The organism is Aeromonas sp. MTB (assembly GCF_056632455.1).
Map to the genome: position 1 here is coordinate 3517377 of NZ_CP147026.1, position 25833 is coordinate 3543209.

The following is a 25833-nucleotide window of genomic DNA, read 5'->3' on the forward strand; positions in this document are numbered from 1 at the left end:
GCTCAGATAGTTGTATTTTTGGCGACAGCTATTTATCGTTTCACTTTGCATGAATACATCTCTTCATCTGCGTGCCGCAGTAGTTGATCTAAATTAGGCGGCATACTAGCATCGTAAATCACAATTCCTAAGGAGCATGACAACTGGTATGGCTTACCACTATGACTATTGAAGTCATCTATTGCATGATTCAGCCGCTCTTTAATTCTCTGACAATGTTCACTACCAGTGCCAGGTAAAAGGACAACGAATTCATCCCCACCAAGGCGAGCGAATATATCAGCATCGCGGAATACTCGGCATAACAACTCGGCCATATGTCGCAACGCGTCATCGCCAATGTCATGACCAAACTTATCGTTAATTAGTTTGAAGTGATTTAGATCTAAAAAAAGTAAGGCCGCTGTGTGTTTTACACGAAATGCATATTTCAAACTTTTTTCGGCGAGCAGCATGAATCCTCTACGGTTAGTTATCCCCGTCAATTCATCTATGGTTGCTCTCTGAACGGCTTGTAACTCACTCTCAACCATGGATGCCAAATCAGCTAACAGCGCTTGGTCTCGTGGGCTAAAACCCCTGGGTTTAGAGTCTATGATGCACAATGTACCCAGCTTCAAACCGTTCCCAACTTCTAGTGGATGGCCTGCATAGAAGCGAATGTGTGGTTCCCCCGTGACTAAGGGGTTGTCAGAAAATCGTGGATCTTGGGCCGCATCTTCAACTACAAACAGTTCTTCACCGAGAATTGCATGACCACAAAAAGAAATGTCTCGCGGTGTCTCCAATACCGGCAACCCACAACATGACTTGAACCACTGTCTGTTTTCATCCACCAATGAAACCAATGCGATGGGCACATCAAACATGTTGCGAGCCATCCTGGTAATCCGGTCAAAACGCTCCTCTGCGGGGCTATCAAGTATCGCTAAACGGCGCAATGCGTCTAAGCGAAGCCGTTCGTTATCCGGTACTACAGGGCTTTGCATCAACATCTCCTTGTTGTGTGGGCACTGTACGCTGCCAACATATACTGTGCATCTGTAGATCTGATGTACTGACAGTATATTACAGTAGGTAGACCTATGATTTCGAGCCATCTCATCTTTGATGACAGGAGCAGTGTTTGCACTCTTGGTAGCGTGGTTGTCGCTCGCTCGACAAACAAGAGCTCGCCTAGAATCCCCCTAGGCTGTGTTCTTAAAGTGATGAAGATATAATCTCACATCTTCTCAACAGCTTAAGATCCATTCCGTGTCCCGCCGTTATCAGCTGACTGATGCACAATGGGGGCTTATCGAGCCCTGTTTCCTTCTCGAAGCCTGATCGGGCGCCCTACCCGTGAAACGCGCCAAGTGCTCGATGGCATTCTCTGGATACTCCACACCGGAGCTCCTTGGCGAGACCTTCCAGAACGTTTCGGACCATGGAATTCGGTCTACAACACCTTCCGGCGTTGGCAGGATGCAGGCCGGATTGATGCCATTCTGGAAGCGCTGCAACTCAAGCTCAATGAAGAAGGGCTCATCGATTTCGACCTGTGGTGCCTGGACGGCTCCAATGTCAGAGCATCCAAAGATGCTGCCGGTGCACGTAAAAAAACACCTCAATGAATCAAGCCCTTGGCCGTTCGCGGGGAGGTTTCGGCAGCAAAATTCACTTGGTCACGGACGGTCATGGCTTACCACTGAGCTTCTGCCTGTCACCGGGGCAATCAGCAGAAATCAGCTATGCAACAAGCGCGTTGGCCATGGCGAGGATACCAACGTCATCAGGTCGCTACCGAACACGGCCAGCGCATCTTGCCGCAGACAAGGCCTATAGCAGCAAAGCCTTTCGAGCCGAGCTACGGCGGAGAAGGATAAAAGCGGTCATTCCGCAACGCAGCGACCAGCAACGGCGCCATAAGGGGCGTCCATTGGTACTGGACAAGGTGCATTACCGCAGGCGCAATGTCGTGGAGCGGTGCTTCGGTTGGTTGAAGAAGTTTCGCCGGTTTTCAACGAGATATGAAAAGCTAGCCAAGAGTTTTGCAGCCTTTATCAAACTGGCATTCTGCCTTCGCTACTTGCGCGAGTTATGTGTGGACAGAAAACCAGCATTTTGAGAACACAGCCTAGTTTTATTCGACCATCCTAGCAAAAAGCCATTCCGCAGTTAACTTGTTTGTCATTAATGAACTAACCTCATATCATCAAGTCTCCCAGTTTTTGCATCTGGATGTTTCACGATGGTCAGAGTCATTTTTCAAGCCAAGGTACATACCTCCGTTGATTCAGGCGGGTGGGTCGAAGTCCCACATTTATGCTTGCAACACTGCGTTATAGAGGACTTTAAGGCTCACCCTCGCTGGAGAAGATCCATCTCATCTTTAGAGCTGGATGAGATTCTCGAACAGCACACCACTAGGTTGTTTGGGGAGGCCAGGCGATTAGATCTGAACACTGTGCCTGAAGGTGTCTCTGTAGATGTGTTCGGGGCTTTGGCTATTGTTACTATAAATTTGATGCAGTGTGACACATACCATTGAAAATATAATATATTCAGACACTTATGGCTTTAAAGCTCAGGCCATCGTCTTCATCGTAGACAAACCTTAACGTTCAGATTGTATGAACGGTAGTAAGTAGTTATCGAGCAAGTCGTCCTGAGGGGGCTCGTTCAGGTTCGAGGAGGGTGATCACAATGATGGGCTCATTTAAAGCTTTCTGGTATGGTTAGCCCATCAGATTTTTTCAGACAGGATGTCGGTGTAATGAGTGATAAAACCCAGTGGAAAACATAGTCATTGATTTCCCGCATGCGTCTTGGGTTAGGGAAGGTGCGAATAAGCGGGGAAATTCTTCTCGGCTGACGCAGTCATTTCATTTCTTCATGTTTGAGCCGATTTTTTCTCCCGTAAATGCCTTGAATCAGCCTATTTAGACCGTTTCTTCGCCATTTAAGGCGTTATTCCCAGTTTTTAGTGAGATCTCTCCCACTGACGTATCATTTGGTCCGCCCGAAACAGGTTGGCCAGCGTGAATGACATCGCCAGTTGGTTATCGTTTTTCAGCAACCCCTTGTATCTGGCTTTCACGAAGCCGAACTGTCGCTTGATGATGCGAAATGGGTGCTCCACCTTGGCCCGGATGCTGGCTTTCATGTATTCGATGTTGATGGCCGTTTTGTTCTTGCGTGGATGCTGTTTCAAGGTTCTTACCTTGCCGGGGCGCTCGGCGATCAGCCAGTCCACATCCACCTCGGCCAGCTCCTTGCGCTGTGGCGCCCCTTGGTAGCCGGCATCGGCTGAGACAAATTGCTCCTCTCCATGCAGCAGATTACCCAGCTGATTGAGGTCATGCTCGTTGGCCGCGGTGGTGACTAGGCTGTGGGTCATGCCACTCTTGGCATCGACACCAATGTGGGCCTTCATGCCAAAGTGCCACTGATTGCCTTTCTTGGTCTGATGCATCTCCGGATCGCGTTGCTGCTCTTTGTTCTTGGTCGAGCTGGGTGCCTCAATGATGGTGGCATCGACCAAGGTGCCTTGGGTCATCATGACGCCTGCTTCGGCCAGCCAGCGATTGATGGTCTTGAACAATTGGCGGGCCAGTTGATGCTGCTCCAGCAGGTGGCGGAAATTCATGATGGTGGTGCGGTCCGGCAAGGCGCTATCCAGGGATAACCGGGCAAACAGACGCATGGAGGCGATTTCGTACAGAGCATCTTCCATCGCGCCATCGCTCAGGTTGTACCAATGCTGCATGCAGTGAATGCGTAGCATGGTTTCCAGCGGATAAGGTCGCCGGCCATTACCAGCCTTGGGGTAAAACGGCTCGATGACTTCCACCATGTTTTGCCATGGTAGAATCTGCTCCATGCGGGACAAGAAAATCTCTTTTCTGGTCTGACGGCGCTTACTGCTGAATTCACTGTCGGCGAAGGTGAGCTGATGACTCATGATGAACCCTGTTCCATGGCTCCAGATGACAAACATGATCTCATATCAGGGACTTGTTCGCACCTTCCCATGATTGACAGCAAGTGACGCCGCTTTGGCCCTTTCCTCACGGCTTAGGTAGATATAGCTTCCTGTAGAACCCAGTGCGCCAATCGAGTCAACATTGGCTAGAGCTAATCGCTCTATCAGGTGGATATAGGCCCTTTCATCGATGCCGTGATGGTTGACGGGCGTCAGGGGAAAAGCACTTAGTCCTGAAAACATCTCTTGTGTTCCCTAGCCATGAAATTAATCAAAATTCAACCTTCTCTTTGGCAGAAGAAGGTTGAGATATAGAGAAACGCGATAAATAAACTTATTTATTCTTTATCTTCAACGTATGTAAATACAATTTGCGCTTCTGGCATCATTTTCTTGAGACCAGAAATAAGGTCATCACTAGCAGCCTGTAGGGCCTCACGCGGCATTTCTGGCAGACTTTCTAAAATGAACCACATCTTTTTTGCATGCTCATCCAGTCGAGTTCTTACACCTTGACGCCAATTCCATCTACGGCAGGTTACTCCTGCTTCATCTCTCCAAATGACTTCCCCTTTCTCTGGTGGTTCATTTGCTGGCTGGCCTGATTTGACTGTATCAAATGCTTCTGTACCTTCAGCAATTGTTAGGTGTGGTATCCCAACATATGCTTCGTAGTTTTCACCACCGACAGGAATTGCATATTTAATGCTGATGGCATTATAGAGATCAACGATAGGATCTGCACTTGTGATCCCACCATCCTTTAGGACTCTATTACGTAAAGCCTCGGCAGAGCATGGCGTTCTCTTCGGTTTTGCACCAAACGTCTTAAATACCTCTCCCCATGCAGCAAGGTGTGCTTCGGCCCAAGTAGGATTATCCTCATGCACACACTTATATGAGTCTAAAAGTGCCTGAGTCGCTACATCAGAATCAATTATTTCTGACGCCAAGACCGTAATACTTATAGCGCGAAATCCAGGGGCAATCTCAAATATCTTTGGACTAATCAAAGGTGCAACTGGCATGCAATGCCTCCATCTATCATATCTTCATCAATCCTCTCATATTATTCTCATCCTAGCATTACTAAAATCAATAAGATTTGAGTAAATCACTTCCAATTCATTGATTTTTTCTGTAATGAAATTTTGAATGCTCAATCTATTATCTACAGGATTGCAGAGAGGTTTACGTTTTTGAATAGTCAGTATATTGCATAAACTTATCCATAAGCTCAAATTATTAAAACTAAGCCATCATTAGCTAAACTGATTGCGCTTGGTGGTCAATTGGATAGCATGGACTGAAACGTGTATGGATACGGTATTCACCTGACAGTTGCCCACCAAAGGGAGTCGTCATACGACTTCACACCGGATAATAAAACCATACCCTTACCGTGTTATCTGGAATCAGCGCATGACCACCAATAAGAAAGTTGTGCGTCAGCTACAGCTCGCTGAGCACCAACGTCGATTGCTCTCCTTGGCGGCAACACGTCCCTTATGTGCCCGCAGGGTCAATGGTGCAGCCGGTATTCTTTCCAGCAGCAGTCCATGATCGCGTATGACGCGATATACCCGTTTGGCGTTTACCAGAGGCTGTCGTGTTGCCTCTGACTGACGCCGTAACAGCGCCCAGACTCGACGATAGCCATAGGAGTGAAGCTCAGCCATCGCCTCCATGATCCGGCCAAGTAAGGCAGCATCATCATGCAGGCGATGATGACGACCATCTTGCCAACCTGGTTTTCGATGAACACGAACGGATAGCTGAGCACGCGATACATTAAGGGCTTGGCTCACACCACTTAATCGTCGTCCCCCGGCAACAAGGGCGCATGCGCAATCCATTTTTTGCTCGGCCATACTCCACGGCTTCTTTGAGGATCTCGTTCTCCATGGTCTTCTTCCCGAGCAGACGCTGGAGCACTCGGACCTGCTTGATGGCAGCAGCCAACTCGGAGGCAGGAACAACATCCTCACCGGCGGTGATCGCCGTGAGCGACCATTCTTGGAATTGTTTGCGCCATTTGAAAAGCTGGTTGGCGTTGACGTCGTGCAAGCGAGCGACATGAGAGACGGTCATCCCAGGCTCAAAGGTCTGCTGCACGATAGCGATTTTCTCTTGCGGAGTCCGGCGTCGACGGCGCTCTGCCCCTGTTAATACTTCGACCATCTTCTCGTTGTGACTAGTACTGCACATAGTTTCAAGACTACCTCTTAAGTTAAGAGGGGCGAAGTGTCTGGATCTTTAAGGGGCCAATCTAGTAACCAAGACCTCAGTTTGAGGCTGGTCTCAGGTGATAAGTAGATCTGTACAGTCTGTAAACCCCCATTCATACAGTCGGTGTTCAGCATTTCCTATGTATACTTTCCGACCACTCATACTCAATTAAACACAAAAAACAAGAGAGATGTACAGAATTGAACAATAAAATGCATACAACTAATAACTCATCTTATATTAAGACAGTACTTCATACAGTCCTATTTATTATTATAATGTCCATGATTGGCATGACTTCAGGTTGAACTTATTATTATATTTCAACCAGACACAACAATGAATCAATAGTAGTTACCGTAAATATAGCCATGTCTATTAATGTCAGGGGTAAATGACTTATACACTGCATAATGGAAAGTCAAAAGTTATAACAACCCAATCTTGTTAAAAAGCCACATCGACTCTCACCTGATTAAATACATTATAAAACAATTCAATGCAGAGGTTAAATTGTTTATTAAGAACAGTTTAAAAGAAAATAGAGATAAGCTTCAGCATGCTTTTAGCTCATATATATATGACATTTCAGCAATTGCACTACTTCTATTACCATTAACACTTACAAACTCATTGTGTGTTTTGCTTGGGCAGGGCTTTGCTCACGCAAATTATGCTACTATATCAGATCTACTAATTCAACTTTCACACACTTTAATTAATTTTTATCCTCTTGCACTGTGTGTGTTAACTAGTTACTATTTATCTCACAAAACATCTATAAATAGTGGTACTTTTATTGTATACGCAATAATACTATTCTATAGTTTATCTCATGCAAACAACTTATACTCCCCTGTTTTTCACCTCCCAAATAACACTATATTGGCTTTAGTAAGCCCGATTTTAACCTTAATCTACTGCAAGAAGGTTACATTACGAGATCTTGTTCCACATTCACTCGATTTCCCCTTAGCCATCTCTTTGCATGTTGCTCGGTTTTCTTGTTTTGCAATTCTAGTACTTGGTCTATCTACACTTAGTAAGTATATATTTAATTTATCTGTTGAGAACTTCGGCGAATATAGACTTAATCCATTAACTTGGTCAGGCGGACTTCTATATCAGACCATATTAGGCTTGTTAGGTTCAATTGGTATTAATGGGCATAACTTCCTACTTCCAATAAAACAAATGCTTTATCAAGCTACAGAACATAACCTTGCTGATGCACATGCTGGAATAGTGCCTGTAAATATTGTTAGCCAAGGGTTCTACGATGCATTCCTCTCCATGGGGGGGTCTGGCAACAGCATTTGTTTACTATTCTGCATTCTATTATTTTCACAGAACCGTAATCATACAATGCTAGCTCTGGCAGCTTTGCCAATGGTTGTATTTAATATAAATGAAGTCTTATTGTTTGGGCTACCTATAATTTTCAACCCACTACTCATAATACCATTTATTTTTGTACCATTAATTAGTTTTGGCATTGCTTATTTTGCTATATCTATTGGCCTTGTAAACCCAATAATTACAACTATAGATTGGATGACACCACCATTGTTGAGTGGGTATATAGCGATGGGTAATAGTATCGATGGTTCGCTATTGCAATTATTTACAATAACAATTGGCATATATATATATAAACCATTTTATATTTCGTTTGCAGGCACGGGTATAAATGAACGGAATGATGGCTGTGATATCAAACGGATCACTCTTGGTCATCTGCTAGCAGAGATTAGGTCCTCCGCACGTAACAATCAAGAGCGAGCAAAAGCACAAATACGAGTTGAAGGTATGGTAAAAAAAGGAAAATTCTTAATGTACTACCAATGCCAAGAGTCCAGCTCAAACTCACCGTTAAGTGTAGAGGCTCTCATTCGTTATCTTGATGAGTCAGGAGAACTCTGTGGTCCGAGTTTTATATCTGATTTTCAACAATTAGATGCTATGCCAATGCTCGATTATATTGTTATTGACCTAGTATTAGCTGACATGCAGAAAATGCCATTAAATAGATTAGAACGTGTCGCGCTTAACATTTCCGCTTCCACATTTAGCCAACGTAATTTTGTTTGCTACTTAACATCTCGTATAGAATTTTTTGAGGTTGACCCGAATAAAATTGAGATTGAGATTACTGAAGAAACTTTACTTGATAACACGGTAGAATTATCTAATACCATTAAGAAGTTACAGTCGCTTGGGATTAATGTTGCCATGGATGATTTTGGGGCTGGATTCGCGTCTTTCCCACACTTAATGAAATACCCATTTGATAAAGTAAAGCTTGACCGTTCATTATTGAAAGATTGCTCTACATATAAAGGTCAGCAGTTATATAAACTACTAGTTCAGATAGGGAATCTGGCCAAATGCCAAGTGCTCGCAGAAGGAGTAGAAACCGAATGGGAGAAAGACTTTGTTATTTCTTGCGGAGTTAAAAGAATTCAGGGATATCAAATTTCCCGCCCAGAACCACTAGCAAAATTTTTGGATAGAATATAATGCCGCTATTTTTTTAAAAAATAACTTTTGTCTTTTTAAGATAAAAACATATCAAACACGTAGAAATAGTGGCGCACCTTATTCCAAGAATAATGGTATACAAAGCGCAGGAAATTTTATCGCTATCGTTAGCGGAATATCATTTATCTTTGTTCATCTAATTGAACGTAGGAGGGGTAAACAAAGTGAGAGCATCTCAATCTAGATTAAATTATTTATTCTTCAAAGCGTTGTCACTTATAATACTGCTAACTTTAATGCTGACTACTTACATGGCTATAGTTAATTACAAGCATGTTGTTAGATTGCACTTGGTTAATTACAATCACCTGTTAACCGTTCTTGAAAAATCGTATTTAAAAAAGATTTTCAATACCAACAAGATTCAACTGGAAGTTCTGTCTGCACATTTAGATCTAGATGCTTTAAGAAGTGGAGAATCTGCTATTAATCAATACTGGCCAATTGTACATCGTATTAAAATGCCAAATCAGCACGCTATCCATTATTACGATCTAAATTCAAATACAATTGAAAGTTATCCACTACAAACAACTATAGGTTACTTTAAGCCTCAGCATCGACCATGGGCTGACCTCCTTAATAAGAGTACTGATGAACCATCTTGGGTTGGTATATATGAAAAAGTAGATAACAGCTCAGTATTGATTTTTGGAAAGAAAGTTATTGATTCCACTGGTACAACAGTTGGTTTATTATTAGTTGATGCCCCTTTAGAATCACTACATCAAACTCTTAGTTATTCCCTCGGAGAGCTTAATGCATCTTTATATTTAGAACATAAACCATCACAAAACTTAATTTCAATTGTAAACCCTAACTTGCTAGATGCAAATACAAATTTATCACCAAAAAATTATTTTTCTTTGGCAAAGACTTGGAATGGCTATTTAATTTTACATGAATTACCCGGGTCAGAATGGCAATTGGGGCTATATTTACCACCTAGTCATTTTACAGACATACTAAAATCAGAAATGAGTAAAGTACTTTTCCCAACAACTGCTATTGCGCTGTTGGCTGGGTTTGGAATCATGCTATTAATTCGTATATTCAAACATGAACAAACATTGATATCAGATAGAATTCAGCAGATTGACAACAATGAAATTGAAAGAGTATCGAATGATAAAAAACTTTACTCTTGGTTTGTTGGAAAAAATCTAGATGAGATAGAGGCTCTTGAGAAAAAGTATCATATTCATCAAAAAGAACTTCGATTAGATCCTCTTACAGGTGTGTTCAATCGTAGAGCATTCAACCAAGACCTAGAAGCGATTGATATGTCTTCATCAGATTATACACTCATACTTATAGATCTTGATGACTTTAAAAAAATAAACGACAACTATGGCCATCAACTTGGTGATCTAGTTTTATGCAGAGTAGTTGATACTTTAGTATCAGTTCTTGGTCTAGAAAATGTGTACAGAATTGGAGGTGATGAGTTTGCAGCAATCCTAATGGTTGATTCAGAGATAGTTCCTAAACTTTTAGATCGGCTTCAGAAGCAGGTATGTAAACTAAAATGGCGAGAAAAAAACTGTACCGTTACGCTTAGTATTGGTGTAACGAAAGGCCAACGTAATTACATAGAGGCAATATCACTTGCTGATGCAGCCCTATATCGTAGCAAGGAAAAAGGCCGTAATTGTTGGAGTTACTAATATAATCCCCCGGAAAACTGGGGGACATATAATAAAATATATCTCGTATCTTGAGATGCTGGAGGTTGTACACTAGAAAATCACGCTTTAGCGATTCTCGAGCCATAACCATCGTCAAAGGTGAGTCAGCTCACCAACCTAGGCTAGGGAGGGTGAGAACAAGTACCCTCCACAACAAAACTGAAAATTTTAGTCGATTTAATTCAAATGCTTACAAAGGCGTATTTTTGTACTTGGTGACTTATTCGCACCTTCCCTAATAAAAAATGCTTGATAGATAAATGGAAAACATGCACCACAGTCAGTGGTGCAACCTATAAGACATAGTTGACCTGTACAGAACTATCATTCTGTCCTTGCTCCACGAGAATGAGATGATGGGCCATTGTTTACATTTTAGGTTTAAGGAATGAGCCATATCTATATGTTTAAAAACAGTCACTCTCTACGGCACAAATCAGTAACCCACTGCTGCACCTGAATATTTCTCTCGATTTTGATATAAATCTGCTCACGACATTTATATTTGGCTCATCAAACTAACTATTTCAGCATTATTGAACCAAATATACTGCCGCTTTTAGCAGCAGTACCATTTTTCAAGCCAACGTCCACAGAGAGCCGCCCATCAATACAGTTTCTCCATGCGCTGAATACAGCGACAACTGGCGCTTTCCTGGCTGCGGGTAAATACGACTGGACAAGGTCGCATCCCCATCGTTAACAAATACCTCCACAGACGAGAGATCCAGGAAAACACGAAGTGTCAGATGAACCCCATCAGGCAGAGCAATGCTGCGATAACCATCCAGTCCCTCATCCGGGTAATAACGCCAGAGTACCAACCGTCCAGCTTGGTTATCTACATAGAGCCGGAGCCCTTCCCCCAAACGGATTCCATAGTGTTCTGCTTGACTGTCGCCGGTATGCCAAGTCAGTTCAAGCTCTACAGCATTCGCATCTTCAGTGAGCAAATGTGTACCGCTAAGCTTCTCAAATAGTAGCGGCTGGCGGGCTTTACGAAGAGACTGAACTTCTTTGACAGGACGCTGGCACAAACGCCCATTGCGTTCATAAAGCTCTCTCGGTAGTGTCAAACAGCCCGCCCACGCTTCGCGCTTGGTAGGCATTGGGGACTCCCACATGTTCATCCAAGCCATTATGATTCGTCTGCCGTCATCAGCGACAAAAGATTGCGGAGCATAAAAATCATGCCCGTGGTCAAGTTCTTCGAATTCACCGGTTACGGCAAATGCAGTTCCAGGTTGCCAGTGACCAGGCAACACACCACTCTGAAAACGGTTGCGAAATCGGAATTTTTCCTCTTTCATCCCCTGTGGAGAGAACATTAGCCAGTGGTGGTCGCCACAGTGGAAGAAGTCCGGGCATTCCCACATATAGCTTGACCCAGAGGCCGAGTGCGCTAGTACCCGTTCCAGATGCCAGTCCCGCAGTGACGTACCGCGATATAGAAGTACCTGACCGGTATCAGAAGCATCTCGTGCGCCAATAACCATCCACCAAAATCCATTCTCCCGCCAGACCTTCGGATCACGAAAATGCATGATTCCTTCCGGTGGGGTCAGCACACATCCCTGTTTTTCAAAATTAATTCCGTCACGACTAGTAGCTAAACACTGCACCTCACGGATAAGACTGTCATCCCCTCGCTCTTCCAGACAGACATGGCCAGTGTAGACCAGCGACAACTCTCCATTATCGTCCACAGCACAACCAGAGAAACACCCATCTCTGTCATATTCTTCACTTGGAGCCAGTGCAATCTGTTCGTGTTGCCAGTGCAGCATATCTTTACTGGTGGCATGTCCCCAGTGCATAGATCCTTGATGCTCGCTTGCAGGGTGGTGCTGATAAAACGCATGATAGCGTCCACCAAAATATATAAGCCCGTTCGGGTCATTCATCCACCCGGCTGGAGGAGCCAAATGAAATGATGGATACCAAGTAACACCGCGATGACTAAGGAGTGAATCAAGTGCAGAGTGTGCAGTCGCAATACGTTGTTTCATACGCGGACCTCCTTAAGTTCTATTGTAGGTTCTGTTGAAGAAGTTACCGATTTGCGGGAATTACTCAGGGTGAATATAGATATGACGGTAACAGCCAAGACGATTCCACCCAGTACCAGATAGGTGCTCTGGAATCCAATACTGTCATACAGGTGACCTGCAAAGATTGAGAGGAATATCGCTGCCAATTGTTTTGAGAATTGAAAGCCGATCAGATAAATAGATGCTGATAGCCGGATATCAAAAACACCTGAGATATACTTGAACGCGCCGACCAATAGGAATGGCACTTCTAGAGCATGTAGCATTTTCAGGATAACTACTTCAGTTGCTGTAGTAGCAAAGGCCGACCCAGTGATGCGGATAGCCATAATCAGTCCAGCAACAATCAACGTGTTTTTAGCACCGATGCGGTTAATCACCCAAGGAGAACAGAACATAATGATGGCATTGCAAATCTCGCCAGCCGTAGTGGCAAAACCAAATGCTCTAATCCCCTCCTCTGGTGTATCAAAAAAGGATCGGAAGAATGTAGCAAACTGCTGGTCAAAAACGTCATAAACGCAGGCAACTCCAATCATGTAGAGCATAAACATCCACATCTGACGCATACGAAATAAACTAAATACCATTTTTCCGGAAATCACGGGGGAGTTCGCGCCCAACGCATTCATGACCATCGCCGTCTGACTGGTTCCTGGACGCGCCAACGCCAATAAAAGAACCAGCAATAACGCGCAGCCTGAACCCATCCAGAACACCAGGGATGGATCAATGTTGAAGAGTAGTCCTGCCGTGGTGGCACAGAGAGCCCATCCTAGACAACCGAACATCCTAGCCTTACCGTATTCAAACCCGCTGCTGCGGCTGACACGTTCAATATACGCCTCAATGGCACCGGCCCCAGCTGAAAAAACAAAGCCGATATATAATCCACCACTCAGAGCTCCAGCCCAGATGCTAAACCGCAAGAGCGGAGCAAACACGTACAGAAAGAAAGGGGCGAACAGTACCAGAAGCAGGCTAATGAGCCACATCAGATGTTTTTTTAGGCCAAGACGATCTGAGATAATCCCCAGCAGAGGCTGGAAACTAATTGCAAACAATGACAAGCATGAAAAAACAATTCCGGTATCTGTTTTACTTAATCCAACAACGTCAGACAACCAAACAGGTAGAAATGGAAAACAGGTTGCCATAATGAAAAAGTAGAGAAAAAAGAACAGGCCGAAAATCCAGAAATCCTTTTTCTTATGAGTACTAGGCGCATTCATTATTTTTATCCTCTCGGGATAGAATAGAAAGGGCCGAGACCGGCCCAGGTCTTATTATGCCAAACGCTCAAGAGCTATTAGCATGGCGCTTTCCGGATCCAGTATGGGAAGCTGAATACCAGCCAGTGCTAGCCATTCTCCGCAGACCTCGGTGTTCTGGCACATCCATTCTGGCAACCTACGCATGGTATGCCCCCCCTCACCAACCAGTTGAAGATCGGGATGATCAACAACGTGGAGGCGATAACGGGCCTGCGCTTCCAACCCCGGGATACGCAGGGTTCCCGGTAAGGTGTTATCAGGCATCGCGAGCTGACTCACGAGAAAAAGCGCCTGCGTTTGATCTGAGCTCACGACGCCTTGAACCTGAGTTGCAACGTCTGGCATATCAACCCGCCACAACGTGCCGGTGTGAATAAGCTGACGCCATTTTTTGTAGAGCGCAGCATATCGACAGTAACCAGCAGATTCGTCTTCACTTGCTGTCACCGGGTCCAGCTCTAGGCCCATATGCCCAAAAAGAGCCGTCAAGCCGCGAAAAGCAATGCTGTGTTGCCGGAAGGTGGCATGGCAACGATGGCTACCAATGTGTGCTCCCATAACCTCCGGAGGGAAGAAGTAACTCATCCCACGCTGTATGGTGCATCTCTCTAAGGCATCATTGTTATCAGAAGCCCAAAAACGATGTGTGCGAGCAAGCACCTCAAAGTCGATACGCCCGCCACCAGAAGCACAGGATTCAAACTCAACTCGAGGGAAACGTTTTCTCAAAAGCTCCAATAGCCGGTAAAACTGTCTGGTCTGTGAGTCCACCGCTGCACGACCTTCATGCCCCGCTTGGACAAGTTCACGGTTCATGTCCCACTTCACATAGTCAACAGGGTGTTCGCCCAGTAGCCATAAAAAACGTTCATAAATGTATGTAAAAGCTTCGGGAATATTCAGGTTGAGAACGTACTGGTGTCTTCCGGTTGGTTGTGTATAGCCCGGCATTGATAGCACCCAATCGGGATGCAGGCGAAAGAGGTCAGAGTCTGGATTGATCATTTCGGGTTCTAGCCAAATTCCAAACTCCATGCCAAGAGATTTCACATGATTAATCACTGGCATTAGCCCATCTGGATATTTCTGTTCATCTAGATACCAGTCACCTAGGGCTGCATGATCATCATTGCGCCCTTTGAACCAGCCATCGTCGATAATGAATCGCTCGACACCAAGTGCTGCTGCGCGCTCAGCCATCTGCGCGATGTAGTCAGGGTTGTGGTCAAAATAAATACCTTCCCAAGTGTTGAGGTGCACCAGACGAGGTTTCTGATCAGGGAAGTGAATGATTTCATCACGCAAAAAACGGTGATATTGCTGGCTCATGCCGTTGAGACCATCAGGGGAATGGCAGGCGTACAACCAAGGGGTATACAGGGTTTCATCCTGCTTAAGTGCTTTCTCTCCAGGCATCCATAAGGCTTCCGCCTGAAGGTAACGTCGCCCGTCAGTTTTGACCTCACATTTCATGCGATGGTTTCCGCTCCAGCCCAGATGTGCAGCCCACACCTCACCTTGCTGTTCAGAAAAGCCAGGAGTACCTGCAATCAGCGCTGGAAAATGCTCATGGGACGTTCTGCCCCGGCGGTTTTCTAAGACAAAACCATCATGTGTTAGTCGGACCCGGTGCGGTTGAAACTCGCGTGTCCAGCGTCCATGAAAGGCCATCACTTCTCCCGCTCGCTCAGCCACAGGTAAAGTGATCGCGAAACGATTAACCTGCCAATCCCCTTCACGGAGGTTCGTTAGGGCATGCCGCATTTTCAGTACGCCTGAAGATGTCAGTATCAACTCACTCACCATCCGTAGGCCCGCCACCGAATCCTCACTCGTCAGAGTGAGTACTTCTCCGATCTGCTCGACTCTGACGGTTCTGAACACTGGCGATGCATCGAGACCATTTCGGTGTCCCTCCAGCCCTGGAGAGCCAAAAAGTCCTAGTCCGTTCTCAGCCATTAAGGTCAACGGCGTGTCTATATCTAGACGACCATTCGCAACCGGTCTTTCGAGGCTAATACAGTCATCTGGATTAAAGTGTTGCAGAGCGGATCCCCACCAAACTATCTCGGCATAAGGGTGAGTTTTAATAATCAGGTTTGAGTGGGGGCTGCTCAGCCTGCGGTACGTCGGTTCCATAAGACATCTCCGTTTTCGAGTATGTCCTACTGTTGATCCGAAACGTTTCGGCCATCAACCAAAACGTTTCGGATGTGTGATCTGGTTAAAACTAAGACGAAGGGGGAAGGGCTGTTTTACCCGGATTAAAATCCGGCTGCCAGAGCACTTGCAGCGTTTCCGGAGAAACATCTGTGATGAGTTTACGTATCATGTCAGCAACCTGACGGCCGACACGCTCTCTTGTTGACTGAAGAACGGCTGCCACATCCAATTCTATGATACTGTCCTGTGGCAAACCGTCGTAGACAACTAGAGAGACTGCATGCTCTCCATATAGATGGTCAGAAAGCAACAGCGATATGGCTGCACCGTCACCACTCAAGTCGCTATCGGTAATAATGGCGGTAGGGGGAAGTGGAAGTGACATTAGCTCGTTCACAGCTTGGTAACCAGCGCGTCGTGTAGGGGTAATTAAACGTAGCCAAGTCTCAGGCAAGCTATGTAGACTTAGGGCATCTCGCCAACCTTGGCGTCGAGCCATGACATAGGCCCGGGAACTATCCTCACTAAGTAATGCAATTCGCTGATGCCCAAGTGCAATGAGATGCTGCGTGGCATGCCACGTGCCCGCATGGTTATCAAAGTCAAACCAAGCACAGGGAAGACCGGACAACACTTTTCCGAGAGCCAGAAACGGTATGCCAGCCTCAAGAAGGTGTATCAGGCGCGGATCGTTGTCCAACGTGTGAGCCACAATCAGAGCATCAACCCGGCGGCTTTTGACCAAACGCATATAGCTGTGACTGTCAGCCCCCTCATCATCAGCTATCAGCAGTAAGTCGATATCATGCTTGGCCAGTTCACGGCTTATACAACTGACCATATCCATGAACACACTGCTGTTAAATGGTACGGCATGTTCAGGAAACACAAAGCCAACCGCATCAATTTTCCCAGTTTTAAGTCGTCTTGCTTGGGTGTTTGGACGGTAACCCCGACGTTGTGCCTCCATCTCCACACGCATACGGGTCTCTGCCGAGACATCAGAAAACCCACCAAGCGCTCGGCTGACAGTGGTGACAGAAATTCCGAGTTCGGCAGCAATAGCCTTAAGTGACATATCTTCTCCTGCTGTTAACTAATCGCTCTTGGCTGTGTTCTCAGATGTTCGTTCTTGTCACGCCATAGTTTCCGTGGGTAGTGAAGACAGAAAGCTAGCTTGGTAAAGGCTGGAAAAACTCTCACCTATAATTCATATCTAATTGAAAATCCGAGAAACTTCATTAGCAATTCGAGATACCACTCTACCATATTGCACCGATGTTAGCGGAGTTTACCGGTATCAGTGGAGGTATCCCTGAATCGCCCCCAGTACTTTAAAAACCTCACAGCCTTGAATGAGGCAACTATTGGTGATGTATGATCTGCCAGCCTTATCCGGAAACAATCAGAATCGAAGCGATTAAACAAGTCATAGAGTACGTGTGGTCGGTGACTACCGTTGCACGATAAACCGGGGTATCCAACCACAGCCTGCATGCATGCATGGATCAAGCAGTAGGCTGTCCCTGCTGAATAACTGCACGAAGAGTAAGTCTTTACAAGCCGAGATCCGATGCCATAAACCAGTCACCGCAGAGGTAACTGTTTTACGGAATTGGTCAAGCAATCCTGGCCTATCAATAGTGTTCCCAGCCAGTTGTCAATCAGCGCTGTGAGTTGTGGAATGAGCCGAATGAGGGCTATTATCGGTTCATACCGTGAGCCGAATAAGGTGTCAATTCGGCTCATTTGTGGCATTGCACTGCTTGCCCGCGACGCAGAATTAACGAGATTATCGATGACAGTAGACTGGATCTGGCAACATGAGGACTGGCCACATTTTTGCTGGCAAGAGAGGCTATTACTTCCACGACTACGTCTGGCACACCGCAATCTGGGACTACTCCAGGGCCTTCATTTGTCAGCTCACAGCACAACACTGGCGCATCAGACACATGCCCTAGATACGCTGCTGGCCAATATCGTCGCGTCCTCGGCCATCGAGAATCAGCAACTGAACGCGCAGTCGTTACGTGCATCTCTGGCATGTCGCCTCGGGATAGTGGAGCAGTCACCCTACCCTACCTCAGTTAGATCCGAGGGGCTGGCCGCCATGATTGTGGATGCAATTAGCAGCGATGAGCAGTTGACGCTTGAACGCCTGCTGCAATGGCATCGCTGGCTTTTTCCCGCAGATGACCGGAGATCGCATCAGATACGCGTTGGCCAGCTGCGTGGTGATGAGCCGATGCAGGTGATATCCGGAGCACGTGATCGACTCATCGTGCATTTCGAAGCCCCACCACGTGAGGGACTAGGGCAGGCATTGGCCACTTTCATCGACTGGTTCAATACCAGTTTCGATGATCCCTGCCTAGATCCATTACTGCGAGCCGCCATCTGTCAGCTCTGGTTTGTCACGTTACATCCGTTTGATGACGGTAACGGACGGATTAGCCGAGCCCTCACCGATCTTGCACTCTCTCAGGCCGACAACCAGAGCATCAGTCTGTATGCAATTTCGACAGTGATTTTTGAGCGTCGAGCTGATTACTATCGCGCTCTGGAGCAGACCCAGAGAGGTGGTCTGGATATCACCCCTTGGCTGGTTTGGTTTTTGGACACACTCAACGTCACGCTGGAACAGGCACAACAATCATGCACCCAAACTCTGGCCCGGCAACGTTTCTGGCAGCAACACGCTAATGACCAATTGTGCCCTGAACAGGTAATGATCCTGAACTATTTGATAGGCAGTGATGATGATCGCTGTTTGCAGAGCATTAGTGCCAGTCAGTATCAAATTATTGCTCAGGTGAGCAAATCTACAGCCACGCGCCATCTTACTGATCTACTGGAAAAAAACTGCCTAGAAAAAGAGCCTGGTGGAGGCAGAAACACACGATATCGGCTCAAATTGACACCTGAAAAGTAAGCCAATTTATAATATGAGGTGGGTGATTACTGGATTTGCCCCATAGAGCCAGACACTTGCACCTTGTCCATGAATGCTAACTTGTAGGGGGGGAGTGCCGATCGGATTCTCGCCTTCTCAGTTAGTTCCATCCCGAAGCATCGATTTGGGCAAGAACGCCCCGCATCTTTATTCATCACACCGAAAGAGCAAGCAGAGTTCGCTCTATTTTGCAAGATCACTCGAGCACATGATGAAAATACTTCTCATTTTGCTGTTCAAGCTATCCTAAGGGTCCCGTAAGAAATCACTAATCTATCCTCACAGAGTGAACATCTTCAGGTGATAGAACCTTTACTCGTGTATACGTGAACTTTATCATTAGGCACATCACACTTTAAGGTAGCTATTTAATTTAGTGATTTTACTTAGCTGAAGCATTACTGTTTGGAGAGAATAAATGGCAAGGAAAAGGCGGACATCAAAGAAACTTGGAGATTTTTATCTAATTATACTTGCCATCGTCATCTTTATTACTATCAAGATAATTGAAGCTATTAAAGCGGTTCCTTGGCAATTTTGGGTGGGTGCATTCTGCGTTTTATTTCTTTTTTTCACATACCGTTACAAAAAAACCACCGACAAACCAGAAAAACCAACAGTTACAGCCACACCTCATCCAACTAAGCACACTTCACCAGTGCATCGAGAGCCGCCGAGGGCAGCTTTCACGCCATCACATGCCCCCAGTCATTCGAAAGCTATAGCCAACGCGGATACAAAGATGCAACCAGAGGCGTTACCACACCAACAACCGAATCCAAACACTGAAGATCTGATCAAGGTATCGGCCTCTGACCTCATGATTTCTGGAGTATCAACCCCTTTTGAGCCCACGACCTTGGATGCAAACTCTTTTGCCAAGACAAAGCCAGATCCAGCTATTGATGCGCCACCAGCCTCCCTTGATTTTGATGACGATGTTTTTACTGTTTTGTCCCTGACAGATAACGATACGGAACTACCCGCGCCCGAGTTCAGCATATCTTTTTCATTCAGAGAACGCAGCCCATCCGTTGTGCCTTCTGAGCAAAACGTACTCTTCACCTCTTCTGAGCTAATGCCTGCGGGGCCCTGCATGGTTGGCCGCTGGATGTCCCCAGGTGAAGAGATCACTCTTGCTGGTCTCAAAATTAGCGGCGGTATGTTTTATGTCGGCAACACCAGGCTGGATGGAGGCCTCTTTGAAGAGCCATCACTTATCGATCCACAAGCCCTTGTTACCATCAAAGATGCGCCCTCAGATCTTCCTCTGCATGGATATTATCCGAGCTATAAAAATCTCACTGCCGACGCCAAGAAAAGATATTTGCAATGGATTGCGAATGGGCGCAAAGACCCCGACGTCGCAATTGGGTTTGTTTTCATCTTTTTCTATGGCCTTGAGCGCCGGTATTTTATTGATGCCAAAAGAGACGAGCTAGCCAAAAGAGAGATGCCATTTATTCTTGCCGAAATAGCCAGATTGGTGACCATCTATTCGGCGCACCCCTCTTTCACAAGATATGCCACCAATTTTCTCGAATATGGGATGGCGAAGAACATCAGCAAGGAATATTACCTTTTCCCCGCACAAGAGGCCGATCCGCTCAGCTACCACGTCCCTATTTCGCTGAAAATCTGCCTCGGGCAACTGGTTAGAGACGGCAAGCCGGTTCCTGCCGATTGGGCTTTGCTCTGGGCGACCTGTACCCCGACAATTTCCTTACGGACCCCCGCGCAGCGCTGCTTTGATATCTTCAAGGCTATGTTCATCGACACCTATAAACGGGAGTATGGCGATGGCATCAAACTGAAAGAGCTCAAATCCCGTGTCGAGGTTTCCTATGCGCCGTCTTCTTATGCCGTCAGCCAATTCATTGAGCGCTGCGTCACCAATCTATCTGATGTCTCCTTCTCGCAGCCATACATCAAAAAGCTGAGTAAGGTTGTTGACCTTTGCACCTCCTTGCTTGAGCCATATAGCCGGTATCTAGGGAGAAATGTTGGGGCAGAAAACACCTTGGAAGCTTTGCTTCATCTGCCATATCAGTATTGGCCAACAGCCATGAAACAAACGTTCGTGACGCTGGCAGAGGTTGTTGGTGTTGATGCCATGCTCCTGCCTTGGTCTGACCTTGCTGCGCGTATCAACATCAACAGCACGGGAGGCCTCAATAAAGCGCAGTATGAAGGTTTGGCTAACATCTTGGCTCACCACCATATGAGCATCGAGCCTCACCCAGAGGGAAGCAATAAGCGCCCGAAGGGAGACGAGCCTGTTGTCATCTATCCGATAAATCCGCAAGAGACGCTGAACAAAAATCAGAGCAGTGTGGATACTGTGTCCGCATTTGTAGATCTGGCCTGTGTTGTCCTGAATACCGACGAAGATAAATCGGAAGTCACGATCGCTTTCCTCAAGGAGCAGATCGGTTCAATGAACTTCCTGACCCACTCTCAATCAGTTCGACTGATCGCAAAAGCGCTACTGGGCACTCAGGCACCTCCTACCCTGTCGATCGTAAAGAAAGCCATCGATGCCTTGGATGGTGAACAAAAGGCATTAGTCGGCAAGCTGCTCGTCGCCTTTGTGAAAGCTGACAACTCGATCACCCCAGCCAAAGTGAAGGTACTGGAGCAGCTGTATAAGCTGATCTCTTTGGATGTGAAACAGGTCTACTCAGACCTCCATTCAAATGAGGCCAGGATCGTATCAACGAGCAAATCTGGCAGCGTGACCAAGGCTACTGGCAGTGCCTCCAGTTTGGATATGGCTCGGGTGGCACAGCTCAAACAGGAGACCTCTCAAGTCACTGCAATGCTTGCATCCGTGTTTACAGAGAATGATGGTGAACATGATGATATCTACCAGCCACAACAGGCCAAGACAGAAGCGTCATCAGATCAAGCGGACGAGCCGACAACCCTTGGGGACACTCGTTCTCTATTTGGCCTTGATGATGACCTAAGCCAATTCCTCAGGGCTCTGCTTGCCCGTCCGGAATGGGCTCGTGATGATTTGTCTGCACTTGCCAACACCATGGGCCTGATGCTCGATGGTGCACTTGAACAAATTAATGAAGCCATGCTCGATCACTTTGATGAAATGCTGATCGAGGGTGATGACACCATTGAATTGAACACTGACCTTCTGGAGCAAATTCCTCATGAGTAAAATCAGGCCAAAAGAGCGTGACGCCGTCATCCAATCCTTAAGAGCGGGTGTCGTGCCCAAGGTGGGTCAGCATCTCATCCAAGTTGGCCGCAAAAACGAAATTGACGCCTTCATGACAGACATCAATCGCGTTGCCGATACAGGTTCATCATTCAGGATCGTTGTCGGGGAGTATGGTGCCGGTAAAACCTTCCTTCTCAACCTTGTGCGAGCAATCGCGCTTGAGAAGCAGCTTGTTACCGTTCACGCCGATCTCAATCCCGATCGCCGACTGCATGCCAGCGGCGGCCAAGCGCGTTCCCTCTATTCTGAGCTCGCCAAGAATATGTCCACCCGCACGAAACCTGATGGCGGTGCACTTGCGGGTGTAGTGGAGAAGTTCATCGCTCAGGCGAAAAATGAAGCCAAGGCGAATGGCTCACAACCTGAAGCGGTCATCCGGAAGAAGCTGGAAGATCTAGCCGAGATGGTCAATGGCTATGACTTTGCCGAGGTGATTGCCGCCTACTGCAAAGGGTTCCAAGATGGAAATGACCAGCTGAAGCATGACGCCATCAGATGGCTTCGGGGCGAATTCTCAACCAAGACCGATGCCCGCATAGCGCTGGGTGTCCGGACCATCGTTGATGATGCCACCATGTATGATCAGCTCAAGCTGATGGCCCGTTTCGTTCAGCTGGCAGGCTATTCAGGCTTGCTGGTATGCCTTGATGAGATGGTGAACCTCTATAAGCTTGCCAACACCCAGGCTCGCAACTCCAACTACGAACAAATCCTGCGGATCCTCAATGACTCCTTGCAAGGGACGTCGGTCGGGCTCGGGTTCATCCTTGGCGGCACTCCCGAGTTTTTGATGGACACCCGACGCGGCCTCTTCAGCTATTCAGCCCTGCAATCCCGTTTGGCCGAGAACAGCTTTGCTCAGGATGGGCTGGTGGATTACTCAGGGCCAGTACTGCGCCTCTCAAGCCTGACCCCTGAGGATTTCTACGTTCTCCTTGAGAAGTTGCGGCATGTCTATGCCTGTGGTGATGAAACCCGTTACACATTGCCAGACGAAGCGTTACCGGCATTTATGGCCCATTGTGAGAGCCGGTTGGGGGAAAGCTATTTCAGAACCCCCAGAACGACGATCACCGCCTTTGTGAACCTGCTGGCCGTCCTAGAGCAGAACCCTGATGCAAACTGGAAAGAGCTCATTGGCTTTACTGACATCAAATCTGATCAGGGAGCGGAGTTAGAATTGGCAGTGGAGCCCGATGATGAATTCACCTCGTTCCAGCTCTGACTCCCGACATTTTGAACGGCTGGATGAGCGGATCCGGCGCTGGGTGTGGCAAAAGGGGTGGACCTCTCTTCGTGATGCGCAAGAGCGGGCGATACCGGCATTATTGGGGGCAGATACAGACGTGATCATCGCTGCTGCCACTGCTGCGGGTAAAACTGAAGCTGCCTTCTTGCCGATATTCACGGTGCTACTGAACAGCCCCGAGCCCGCTACGGTTCTATACATCAGTCCTCTCAAAGCGCTGATCAATGATCAATGGGGACGGCTCAACGAGCTCTGTGACTCGTTGGAGATCCCTGTTACTGGCTGGCATGGTGATATCGCCTACAGCAAGAAGCAGAAGTTCTTGAAGAGTCCCAATGGGGTGTTGTTGATCACCCCTGAATCCCTGGAGGCCCTCTTTGTGAATCGGGGGTCATCCATCCCTGGGATGATGGCCAACATCAAGTACATCGTGATTGATGAGCTGCATGCCTTCATCGGCTTTGAGCGAGGAAAACAGATCCAATCCCTGATGCATCGTGTTGAGCTGGCCATCGGTCGTCAGGTCCCCCGCGTTGGGCTCTCTGCTACTCTCGGGGATATGTCGCTCGCGGCAAAATTCTTGCGCCCTTCCCTACCTGATAGCGTCCAGCTCATCGAGTCAAAGGATGGTGGCCAGGAGCTAAAGGTCCTCATCAAAGGCTATCTCGAAGGTAAAACGGAACCAGACGAAGAACGAGATGAAGACGACCCAACATCTCCCTATGTAGCCATCAGTAACGACTTGTATCGTGTACTCCGCGGGTCAAACAACCTGGTATTTCCCAACTCCAGATCGAACGTTGAAAAGTACACAGACCGTTTACGTCGCCTTTGCGAACAAGATAAGGTCCCAAACCAGTTCTGGGCACACCACGGCAGTTTGTCGAAAACATATCGTGAAGAAACGGAACAGGCTTTGAAGTCGGGTGATGTGCCAGCGACAGCGATTTGCACCAGTACGTTGGAGCTCGGGATCGACATTGGCTCCGTTAAAAGTATTTGCCAAATCGGTCGACCACCTGCGGTGTCTTCATTGCGGCAACGTCTTGGTAGGTCCGGACGCCGTAAGGGAGAGTCCGCAATCCTTCGCGGCTACATCATCGAGCGCGAACTCTCCCCCAATACAAGTATCTCAGATTCACTACGTGAGGACCTGATCCAAACTATCGCCATGGTCAGGCTACTGATCGGTGGTTGGTTTGAGCCTCCCCTTGCTGGTGGCTTGCACGCCTCAACTCTAGTTCAACAGATCCTTTCTGTTATCAGTGAGCGCGGCGGCATCATGGCCAGAGACCTTTGGCATAGTCTGCTCTCCCCTGGTGCGCCTTTTGAAGGATTCACACCTGATGACTTTATTGGGCTTCTCAAGCAGATGGGCCGCTTGAAATTGATACAACAGGACTCATCAGGTTTGCTGCTGCACGGTGAAGTAGGCGAAAAACTCGTTAACAATCACGAATTCTACGCATCATTTGTCAGTGATGAGGAATACCGGCTGATCTGCGCCTCTACTCAGGTTGGGTTGATCCCGATAAGCAGGCCTCTGATTACAGGCCAGAAGATCATTTTTGCCGGTCGCCGCTGGCAAGTTCTCGAAGTGAATGAAGAAAAGAAATTTATACTTGTGGCCCCCTCAAAAGGAGGGACTCCTCCTGTCTTCGATAACTGCTTGGCCACTGTTCACGAAATAGTCAGGGTTGAAATGCGCAATGTGCTTGCTGGTGGCTTTGATGTTCCATTTCTTGATACCAGAGCAAAAGAGCTACTGTCCGAAGCAAGAGAAAACTTTAAACGCTTTGACCTTGACTCGACTACATTGATTGAATTGGGCGATAATTCCGTACAGCTGTTCCCGTGGTCCAGTGATATTGCACATGATGCGTTTGTTCTGTTGATGCAAAAAAATGATATTGATGCTGTTAATGAAGGCATTTATATCTTAATTAATTGCAGCAAAGAAAAAATGCTGAATGTTATCGTCAGCATTAAAGACTCACATGTACTATCGACAGACCTACTGGACGGAGTCCGAAACTTAAATCGAGAAAAGTGGGATTGGGCACTTCCTGATAGAATTTTGCGTAAGTCATTCTCCTCACTTAGGTTGGATCTGGAAGGTGCATTAGGAATATGTAAGAAGGTCATACTCATGCATGGAAAATAATTTTTCTACTAAACTGGCTAAATAGCTATTCCGAATAGTAGATCACTGTACTCGTACCGCTTCTACAGGTGACATGGAGCACACATCGTCGATGAGCCTTGTCACTTCAGGTGTTGCATGTTAACCAGAATATGCCAGCGGTGTGACTGTGGATCGTTTGCCGTTGAATAACGGCAATTAAAAATAATTGGTTAATCATTGTTTAAGCCACCTAATCAACCTAAACCCCACATTCGTAGGTTTATTTTCGCTAATGGTTAGATGGTTAATTAGGTTCGCTATAAAGCGATAAGTATATTGACAGCGTTGAATTATA

Annotated in this window: 14 protein-coding genes and 2 pseudogenes; 7 read left to right on the top strand and 9 right to left on the bottom strand. The window is 46.7% G+C overall.

Annotated elements, in window-relative coordinates; all coding sequences use genetic code 11:
• Positions 1-32: 32 nt before the first annotated feature.
• Complete coding sequence (locus tag WBR25_RS16000) at positions 33-989, bottom strand: sensor domain-containing diguanylate cyclase (protein WP_151286328.1); 957 nt, start codon at positions 987-989, stop codon at positions 33-35.
• Between the two features lie 265 nt (positions 990-1254).
• Here WBR25_RS16000 and WBR25_RS16005 point away from each other — a divergent pair.
• Positions 1255-2107: pseudogene (locus WBR25_RS16005) on the top strand (IS5 family transposase).
• Between the two features lie 855 nt (positions 2108-2962).
• On the opposite strand, the gene WBR25_RS16010 reads toward WBR25_RS16005, so the two are convergent.
• From WBR25_RS16010 to WBR25_RS16025, 4 genes and pseudogenes are all read right to left on the bottom strand, one after another.
• The gene (locus WBR25_RS16010) at positions 2963-3943 is read right to left on the bottom strand and encodes an IS5-like element IS5 family transposase (RefSeq protein WP_247824038.1); all 981 of its coding nucleotides are present in this window, start codon (positions 3941-3943) and stop codon (positions 2963-2965) included.
• 45 nt (positions 3944-3988) lie between these two features.
• Positions 3989-4207, bottom strand: coding sequence for a dihydrodipicolinate synthase family protein (locus tag WBR25_RS16015; protein ID WP_235634715.1), 219 nt, complete (start codon positions 4205-4207; stop codon positions 3989-3991).
• 95 nt (positions 4208-4302) lie between these two features.
• On the bottom strand, positions 4303-4992 hold the full coding sequence (locus WBR25_RS16020; RefSeq protein WP_100652441.1) for a B3/B4 domain-containing protein: 690 nt from the start codon (positions 4990-4992) through the stop codon (positions 4303-4305).
• Positions 4993-5427: 435 nt separating this feature from the next.
• Positions 5428-6145, bottom strand: a pseudogene (locus WBR25_RS16025) (transposase); the annotation flags it as partial.
• 561 nt (positions 6146-6706) lie between these two features.
• Here WBR25_RS16025 and WBR25_RS16030 point away from each other — a divergent pair.
• Positions 6707-8713, top strand: a complete 2007-nt coding sequence (locus tag WBR25_RS16030; protein WP_479748606.1) for an EAL domain-containing protein — start codon at positions 6707-6709, stop codon at positions 8711-8713.
• Between the two features lie 272 nt (positions 8714-8985).
• Positions 8986-10401 (top strand): GGDEF domain-containing protein, encoded by a 1416-nt coding sequence (locus WBR25_RS16035; protein ID WP_186301952.1) that lies wholly within the window; start codon positions 8986-8988, stop codon positions 10399-10401.
• 599 nt (positions 10402-11000) lie between these two features.
• Here WBR25_RS16035 and WBR25_RS16040 read toward each other — a convergent pair.
• From WBR25_RS16040 to WBR25_RS16055, 4 genes are all read right to left on the bottom strand, one after another.
• Positions 11001-12431: a glycoside hydrolase family 32 protein gene (locus WBR25_RS16040; RefSeq protein WP_201952314.1), complete on the bottom strand. Its 1431-nt coding sequence runs from the start codon at positions 12429-12431 to the stop codon at positions 11001-11003.
• Complete coding sequence (locus tag WBR25_RS16045; RefSeq protein ID WP_201952317.1) at positions 12428-13705, bottom strand: MFS transporter; 1278 nt, start codon at positions 13703-13705, stop codon at positions 12428-12430. Before WBR25_RS16045 ends, WBR25_RS16040 begins: the two co-directional genes overlap by 4 nt.
• A gap of 54 nt (positions 13706-13759) precedes the next feature.
• A complete protein-coding gene (locus tag WBR25_RS16050; protein ID WP_201952320.1) occupies positions 13760-15886 on the bottom strand; it encodes an alpha-galactosidase in 2127 nt (708 codons plus the stop codon).
• Positions 15887-15977: 91 nt separating this feature from the next.
• Positions 15978-16988 carry a substrate-binding domain-containing protein gene (locus WBR25_RS16055; RefSeq protein WP_201952323.1) on the bottom strand — a complete coding sequence of 337 codons (1011 nt, stop codon included), beginning with the start codon at positions 16986-16988 and terminating at the stop codon, positions 15978-15980.
• Positions 16989-17708: 720 nt separating this feature from the next.
• Between WBR25_RS16055 and WBR25_RS16060 the strand changes: the two genes are divergently transcribed.
• From WBR25_RS16060 to WBR25_RS16075, 4 genes are all read left to right on the top strand, one after another.
• Positions 17709-18845: a Fic family protein gene (locus tag WBR25_RS16060; protein ID WP_201952326.1), complete on the top strand. Its 1137-nt coding sequence runs from the start codon at positions 17709-17711 to the stop codon at positions 18843-18845.
• 439 nt (positions 18846-19284) lie between these two features.
• The gene (locus WBR25_RS16065; protein ID WP_247824044.1) at positions 19285-22041 is read left to right on the top strand and encodes a tellurite resistance TerB family protein; all 2757 of its coding nucleotides are present in this window, start codon (positions 19285-19287) and stop codon (positions 22039-22041) included.
• Positions 22034-23329, top strand: coding sequence for an ATP-binding protein (locus tag WBR25_RS16070; protein ID WP_075114266.1), 1296 nt, complete (start codon positions 22034-22036; stop codon positions 23327-23329). The genes WBR25_RS16065 and WBR25_RS16070 overlap by 8 nt, the downstream gene beginning before the upstream one ends.
• Positions 23301-25517, top strand: coding sequence for a DEAD/DEAH box helicase (locus WBR25_RS16075; protein WP_247824043.1), 2217 nt, complete (start codon positions 23301-23303; stop codon positions 25515-25517). The genes WBR25_RS16070 and WBR25_RS16075 overlap by 29 nt, the downstream gene beginning before the upstream one ends.
• Positions 25518-25833 lie beyond the last annotated feature (316 nt).

Excerpts from the sequence above, each read along its gene's own strand:
- WBR25_RS16000 (WP_151286328.1), bottom strand. The coding sequence starts at position 989 with ATGCAAAGCCCTGTAGTACCGGATAACGAACGGCTTCGCTTAGACGCA.
- WBR25_RS16010 (WP_247824038.1), bottom strand. The coding sequence starts at position 3,943 with ATGAGTCATCAGCTCACCTTCGCCGACAGTGAATTCAGCAGTAAGCGC.
- WBR25_RS16015 (WP_235634715.1), bottom strand. The coding sequence starts at position 4,207 with ATGTTTTCAGGACTAAGTGCTTTTCCCCTGACGCCCGTCAACCATCAC.
- WBR25_RS16020 (WP_100652441.1), bottom strand. The coding sequence starts at position 4,992 with ATGCCAGTTGCACCTTTGATTAGTCCAAAGATATTTGAGATTGCCCCT.
- WBR25_RS16035 (WP_186301952.1), top strand. The coding sequence starts at position 8,986 with ATGGCTATAGTTAATTACAAGCATGTTGTTAGATTGCACTTGGTTAAT.
- WBR25_RS16040 (WP_201952314.1), bottom strand. The coding sequence starts at position 12,431 with ATGAAACAACGTATTGCGACTGCACACTCTGCACTTGATTCACTCCTT.
- WBR25_RS16045 (WP_201952317.1), bottom strand. The coding sequence starts at position 13,705 with ATGAATGCGCCTAGTACTCATAAGAAAAAGGATTTCTGGATTTTCGGC.
- WBR25_RS16050 (WP_201952320.1), bottom strand. The coding sequence starts at position 15,886 with ATGGAACCGACGTACCGCAGGCTGAGCAGCCCCCACTCAAACCTGATT.
- WBR25_RS16055 (WP_201952323.1), bottom strand. The coding sequence starts at position 16,988 with ATGTCACTTAAGGCTATTGCTGCCGAACTCGGAATTTCTGTCACCACT.
- WBR25_RS16060 (WP_201952326.1), top strand. The coding sequence starts at position 17,709 with ATGACAGTAGACTGGATCTGGCAACATGAGGACTGGCCACATTTTTGC.
- WBR25_RS16065 (WP_247824044.1), top strand. The coding sequence starts at position 19,285 with ATGGCAAGGAAAAGGCGGACATCAAAGAAACTTGGAGATTTTTATCTA.
- WBR25_RS16070 (WP_075114266.1), top strand. The coding sequence starts at position 22,034 with ATGAGTAAAATCAGGCCAAAAGAGCGTGACGCCGTCATCCAATCCTTA.
- WBR25_RS16075 (WP_247824043.1), top strand. The coding sequence starts at position 23,301 with ATGATGAATTCACCTCGTTCCAGCTCTGACTCCCGACATTTTGAACGG.